We start from the raw sequence: 7,277 nt of genomic DNA, 5'->3' as shown, positions 1-7,277 counted from the left end.
GGACGGCGCCTCGAACGGCCTCACCGCCCCCAACGGCCCGTCCCAGCAGCGCGTCATCCGCGAGGCCCTCGCCCACGCCGGCCTCACCGCCGCAGACGTCGACGCCGTCGAAGCCCACGGCACCGGCACGACCCTCGGCGACCCCATCGAAGCCCAAGCCCTGATCGCAACCTACGGCCAGGACCGGCCGGCGGACCAGCCGCTGCGGCTGGGTTCCATCAAGTCCAACATCGGGCACACGCAGGCCGCCGCCGGCGCCGCCGGCATCATCAAGATGGTCCTCGCCATGCGCCACGGCGTCCTGCCGGCGTCCCTGCACATCGGCGAACCTTCCCCGCACATCGACTGGACCGCCGGTGCGGTCTCCCTCCTCACCGAGCAGACGCAGTGGCCCGAGACGGGCCGTCCGCGCCGCGCGGGCATCTCCTCCTTCGGCGTCAGCGGCACCAACGCGCACGTCATCATCGAGCAGCCGCCCGCCGACGGGGACTCGGAGTCCGGCGCCCCCGAGTCCGTCGTCCCCGAGTCCGGCGCCCCGCTCCCGTTCGTCCTGTCCGGCCGCACCCCCGACGCACTGCGCGCCCAAGCCGCCCGACTCGCCGCCCACCTCGCCGACCAGCCCGACGCGGCCCCCGCCGACGTGGCGTACTCCCTCGCCACCACCCGTACCGCCCTGGACCGCCGGGCCGCCGTCGTCGCCGCCGACCGCGCAGAGCTCCTCACCGGGCTCGCCGCGCTCGCCGAGGGCCGCGACCACGCCCGGCTCGTCCGGCACGACGCCGCCGACGGCCGGCTCGCCGTCCTGTTCAGCGGGCAGGGCAGCCAGCGCCCCGGCACGGGCCGCGAACTGTACGCCGCCCAACCGGTGTTCGCCGCCGCCCTCGACGCGGCCTGCGCAGCCCTGGACCCGTACCTCGAACGGCCGCTCAAGGAAATCCTGTTCGCCGAAGACGACGGCGAACTCCTCAACCGGACCGGCTACACCCAGCCCGCCCTGTTCGCCCTGGAGACCGCCCTCTACCGGCTCGTCGAATCCTGGGGGGTGCGCCCCGACTTCGTCGCCGGCCACTCCATCGGCGAGATCACCGCCGCCCACGTCGCAGGCGTCCTCACCCTGCCCGACGCGGCCGCCCTGGTCGCCGCCCGCGGCCGGCTCATGGAGCAGCTCCCCGAGGGCGGCGCGATGATCGCTCTCGCCGCCACCGAGGACGAAGTCCGGCCGCTGTTGGCCGGCCGCGAGCACCGGATCGGCATCGCCGCCGTCAACTCCGCCTCCGCCGTGGTCGTCTCCGGCGAGGAGGACCTCGCCCTGGAGATCGCCGCCGAGTTCGAGCGGCGCGGCCGGCAGACCAAGCGGCTCACCGTCAGCCACGCCTTCCATTCCCCGCTGATGGACGGCATGCTCGACGCCTTCCGCGAGGTCGCCGCCTCCCTCACCTATCACGCTCCGGTCATCCCCGTCGTCACGAACCTCACCGGCGAGCTCGCGGGCGACGCACTGCGCACCCCCGAGCACTGGGTGGCCCACGTCCGCGATGCCGTCCGCTTCCTCGACGGCATCCGCACCCTGGACGCCGAGCGCGTCACCACCTACCTCGAACTCGGCCCGCAGGGCGTCCTGTCCGGCCTCGGCCGCGACTGCCTCACCGACACCGACGGAACCACCGGTGCGGTGTTCGTCCCGGCCCTGCGCCGCGACCGCGGCGAGGCCGAGGCGCTCGGCGCCGCCATCGCCGCCGTCCACACCCGGGCCGTTCCGGTCGACTGGACCGCGTACTTCGCCGCCACCGGCGCCCGCCGCACCGACCTGCCGACGTACGCCTTCCAGCGCCGCCGGTTCTGGCTCGAAGCCCCCGCCGGCTACGTCGGGGACGTCGAGTCGGCCGGTCTGGACGCCGCCCACCACCCGCTGCTCGGCGCCGCCGTGCCGCTCGCCGACGGCGAAGGCTTCCTGTTCACCGGCCGGCTCTCCCTCGACACCCACCCCTGGCTGGCCGACCACGCCGTCATGGGCACCGTCCTGCTGCCCGGCACCGCCTTCGTCGAGCTCGCCGTCCGGGCCGGCGACCAGGTCGGCTGCGAGCTGCTGGAGGAGCTCACCCTCGAAGCCCCGCTGGTCCTGGCCCCGCACTCCGCGGTCCGCCTGCAGATCGTCGTGGGCGCCCCCGACCGGGACGGCCGCCGCACCCTCGACCTGTACTCCGGCGACCCGGACGCAGCCGACGACGAACCGTGGACCCGCCACGCCACCGGCATCCTCGCCGCAGGCGCCCCCCGCCCCGCGTTCGACCTCACCGCCTGGCCCCCGGCCGGCGCCGAGGCCGTCACCGTCGAAGACCTGTACGAGCACCTCGGCCAGGGCGGCTTCGCCTACGGGCCGGTCTTCCAGGGCCTGCGGGCCGCCTGGACCCTCGGCGACGACGTGTACGCCGAAGTGGCCCTGCCCGACGACCGGGAGGCCGACGCGGCCCGGTTCGGCCTGCACCCGGCCCTCCTCGACGCCGCCCTGCACGCCACCTTCGTCCGGTCCTCGCCCGAAGGGGACCGCAGGGCCGGGCTGCCGTTCTCCTGGCGGGGCGTGTCCCTGCACGCCGTCGGCGCCGCCGCCCTGCGCGTCCGCCTCACCACGGGCGGCGAGGACACCCTGTCCCTCCAGGTCGCCGACACCACCGGCGCGCCCGTCGCCGCCGTCGAACGGCTGGTGGTGCGGCCCGTCTCCGCAGACGGGCTGGCCGGCGCCGCCCGCACGGCGCACCACGAGTCACTGTTCCGCGTCGACTGGGCCACCCTGCCCCTGCCGGCCGGCACCCCGGACGACCAGCCCGGCGACGACTGGGCCGTCCTCGGCTACGGCACCGGACTGCCCGGCCGCACCCACGCCGACCTGGCGGCCCTGGCCGCCGCCGTCGACGCGAGCACGCCGGCCCCCGCGTACGTCCTGGCCCCGTGCCCGGCCGCCGACGGCGAAGCTGCGCTCAGCCCGGAGGCCGTACGCGCCGCCACCCACCGGGCCCTCGCCCTCGTGCAGGACTGGCTCGCCGACGACCGGTTCGCCGGGTCCCGCCTGGTGTTCGTCACCCGTGGCGCCGTCGCCACCCAGGGCGACTGGGACCTCGCCGACCCCGTCCACGCCCCAGTCTGGGGCCTGGTTCGGACCGCGCAGTCGGAGAACCCCGACCGGTTCGTCCTCGCCGACCTCGACACCCCGGGCGACACCCTGCCCGGGCTGCTCGCCGCCGCCCTGGCCACCGGCGAACCGCAGTTCGCGGTCCGCCGCGGCACCGTCCACGCCCCCCGCCTCGCCCGGGTCCCGGCCGCCACCCCGCTGACCCCGCCCGCGGACGGCTCCGCCTGGCGCATGGACATCGAGGACAAGGGCACCCTCGACCACCTCACCCTCCTCCCCAGCCCGGAGTCCGAGGCCCCGCTGGAGCCCGGCCAGGTCCGTGTCGCCGTACGCGCCGCCGGCCTCAACTTCCGCGACGTCCTCAACGCCCTCGGCATGTACCCCGGCGACCCCGGCCTGATGGGCTCCGAAGGCGCCGGCATCGTCCTGCAGACCGGCCCCGGCGTCACCGACCTCGCCCCCGGCGACCGCGTCATGGGCATGCTGCCCGGTGCCTTCGGCCCGCTCGCCGTCGTCGACCGCCGCATGATCGCGCCGATGCCCGAGGGCTGGACCTTCGCCGAGGCCGCGGCCGTACCGATCGTCTTCATGACGGCGTACTACGCCCTCCACGACCTCGCCGGCCTCCGCCGGGGCGAGACCCTCCTCGTGCACGCCGCGGCCGGCGGCGTCGGCATGGCCGCCGTCCAGCTGGCCCGCCACTGGGGCGCCGACGTGTACGCCACCGCCAGCCCCGCCAAGTGGGACACCCTGCGCGGACTCGGCCTGACCGACGACCGGATCGCCTCCTCCCGCACCCTGGACTTCGAGGACACCTTCCGCACGGCCACCGGTGGCCAGGGCGTCGACGTCGTCCTGGATTCCCTCGCCCGCGAGTTCGTCGACGCCTCGCTGCGGCTGCTGCCGCGCGGCGGACGCTTCGTCGAGATGGGCAAGACCGACGTCCGCGACCCGCAGGACGTCGCCGCCGCCCACCCCGGCGTCACGTACCGGGCCTTCGACCTCACCGAGGCCGGCCTCGACCGCATCCAGGAGATGCTCACCGCCCTCCTCGGCCTCTTCGAGTCCGGCGCCCTGCGCCCGATCCCGGTCTCCTGCTGGGACCTGCGCCAGGCCCCCGAGGCCTTCCGCTACCTCAGCCAGGCCCGCCACACCGGCAAGATCGTGCTCACCGTGCCCGCCGAGTGGAACCCCGAGGGCACCGTCCTCATCACCGGCGGCACCGGCACCCTGGGCGCCCTCGTCGCCCGGCACGCCGTCACCGCCCGTGGTGCCCGCCGCCTGATCCTGACCAGCCGCCGCGGCGAGGCCGCCGCCGGCGCCGCCGAGCTCGCCGCCGAGCTAAGCGCCCTGGGCGCCGAGGTCACCGTCGCCGCCTGCGACGCCGCCGACCGCGACGCGCTCGCCGCCCTCCTCGCCGGCATTCCGGCCGCGCACCCGCTGACCGCCGTCATCCACACCGCCGGTGTCCTCGACGACGGCATCACCACCGCCCTCACCCCCGAACGGGTCGACCGCGTCCTGCGGCCCAAGGCCGACGCCGCGCTCCACCTGCACGAGCTGACCCGCCGTCTCGACCTGGCCGACTTCGTCCTGTTCTCCTCCGCCGCCGGCACCTTCGGCGGCGCCGGCCAGGCCAACTACGCCGCCGCGAACGTCTTCCTCGACGCCCTCGCCCGCCACCGCCAGGCCCGCGGCCTGGCCGGCACCTCCCTCGGGTGGGGTCTGTGGGCCGAGGCCAGCGGCATGACCGGCGAGCTCGACACCGCCGACAAGGACCGCATGACGCGCTCCGGCGTCCTCGGCCTGTCCTCCGAGGAGGGCCTGGCCCTCCTCGACACCGCGCACCGCACCGGCGACGCCCACCTCGTCCCCATGCAGCTCGACCTCGTCCCGCTGCGCCAGGCCGACGCGAGCATGGTCCCCGCCCTGCTGCGCGGCCTGGTCCGGACCACCGCCCGCAGGGCCGTCGGGGCCACCGCCGCCGGAACCGGAACCCCGCTGGTGGAGCAGCTCGTACGACTTCCCGGGAACGAGCGCGACACGCTGCTCCTGGACCTCGTCCGCGACCAGGTGGCCGCCGTCCTCGGCCACGCCACCCCCGACGCCGTCGAACCCGGCCGCGCCTTCAAGGACCTCGGCTTCGACTCCCTCACCGCGGTCGAGTTCCGCAACCGGCTCGGCGCCGCCGCCGGCGTGCGCCTGCCCGCCACCCTCGTCTTCGACTACCCCACTCCCACGGCCCTCGCCGGCTTCCTCAAGGACGAGCTCCTCGGCTCCGAAGCCGCCGCGGCCGCGGCCGCCCTTCCGCAGCACCCGGTCGGCGCCGCCGCCGACACCGACGACCCCATCGCCATCGTGGCCATGAGCTGCCGCTTCCCCGGAGGCGTCCGCAGCCCCGAGGACCTGTGGGAGCTGCTCGCCGAAGGCCGCGACGGCATCGCCCACCTTCCGGAGGACCGCGGCTGGGACACCGACGCGCTGTACGACCCCGACCCCGACAACCCGGGCACCTCCTACGCCCGGGAAGGCGGCTTCGTCTACGACGCCCACCACTTCGACCCCGCCTTCTTCGGGATCAACCCGCGCGAAGCCCTCGCCATGGACCCGCAGCAGCGCCTGCTGCTGGAGACCTCCTGGGAGGCGTTCGAGCGGGCCGGGATCGACCCGACGGGCCTGCGCGGACAGCAGGTCGGCGTGTTCGTCGGCCAGATGCACAACGACTACGTGTCGCGACTGAACACCGTCCCCGAAGGCGTCGAGGGCTACCTCGGAACCGGCGGATCCAGCAGCATCGCCTCGGGCCGCGTCTCCTACACCTTCGGCTTCGAGGGCCCGGCCGTCACCGTCGACACCGCCTGCTCGTCGTCGCTGGTCGCCCTGCACCTCGCGGCGCAGGCCCTGCGCAACGGTGAGTGCTCGCTCGCCCTGGCCGGCGGCGTCACCATCATCACCACGCCCGACGTCTTCACCGAGTTCAGCCGCCAGCGCGGCCTCGCCGCCGACGGCCGCTGCAAGCCCTTCGCGGCCGCCGCCGACGGCACCGCGTGGGGCGAGGGCGTCGGCATGCTGCTGGTCGAGCGGCTGTCGGACGCCCGCCGCCACGGCCACCAGGTGCTCGCGGTCGTCCGCGGTACGGCCGTCAACCAGGACGGCGCCTCGAACGGCCTCACCGCCCCCAACGGCCCTTCCCAGCAACGCGTCATCCGCCAGGCCCTCGCCAACGCCCGCCTGACCGCCGCCGAGGTCGACGCCGTGGAGGCGCACGGCACCGGCACCCGACTCGGCGACCCGATCGAGGCGCAGGCCCTCCTCGCCACGTACGGGCAGGACCGGCCCGCGGAGAGTCCCCTGTGGCTGGGCTCCGTCAAGTCCAACTTCGGCCACACGCAGGCCGCTGCCGGTGTCGCCGGCATCATCAAGATGGTCCAGGCGATGCGCCACGGCATCCTGCCGCGGACCCTGCACGTGGACGAGCCGTCCCCGCACGTCGACTGGTCCGCGGGCGCGGTCTCCCTGCTCACGGAGCAGCGCCCCTGGCCGGAGACCGGCCACCCGCGCCGCGCGGGCGTCTCCTCCTTCGGCATGAGCGGCACGAACGCCCACGCCATCGTCGAACTCCCGGAAACCGCCGCGGCCGCCCCGGCCGCCACGGCCGCCCCGGCGGCGGCCCCGAACGCGCTCGCGTGGCACCTGACCGCCCGCACCCCCGAAGCCCTGCGCGCCCAGGCAGAACGGCTCCTCGCCCACCTCGACGCGGACCCGGAGGCGGAGCTCGCCGACATCGCCCACTCACTCGCGACCACCCGGGCCGTCTTCGAGCACCGGGCCACCGTGGTCGCGGCGGACCGCGACGGCTTCCGCACCGGCCTGACCGCCCTCGCCGAGGGCCGTTCGGCGGCCGGACTGGTCCGCGGCACACCCGTGCCCGGCGGGAAGCTCGCCTTCCTGTTCACCGGGCAGGGCAGCCAGCGGCTGGCCATGGGCCGCGAACTGTACGACGCCCACCCGGCGTTCGCCGGAGCGCTGGACGCGGTGTGTGACCGCCTGGACCTCGAACCGCCGCTGAAGGAGGTGCTGTTCGGGTCCGACGAGGCGCTCCTGAACGAGACGTCGTACACCCAGCCGGCGCTGTTCGCCGTCGAGGTGG

1 protein-coding gene is annotated in these 7,277 nt (G+C 75.6%); it reads left to right on the top strand.

The features are described from left to right. The coding region (locus ACFV7Q_RS37780; RefSeq protein WP_385435477.1) for an SDR family NAD(P)-dependent oxidoreductase at positions 1-7,277 on the top strand (7,277 nt) is incomplete at both ends.

The organism is Streptomyces sp. NPDC059851 (assembly GCF_042732005.1).
In the GTDB taxonomy this organism is placed as follows: Bacteria; Actinomycetota; Actinomycetes; order Streptomycetales; family Streptomycetaceae; genus Streptomyces.
Note: the sequence above shows the minus strand (reverse complement) of the source record. Positions and strands in the feature narration are given on the sequence as shown.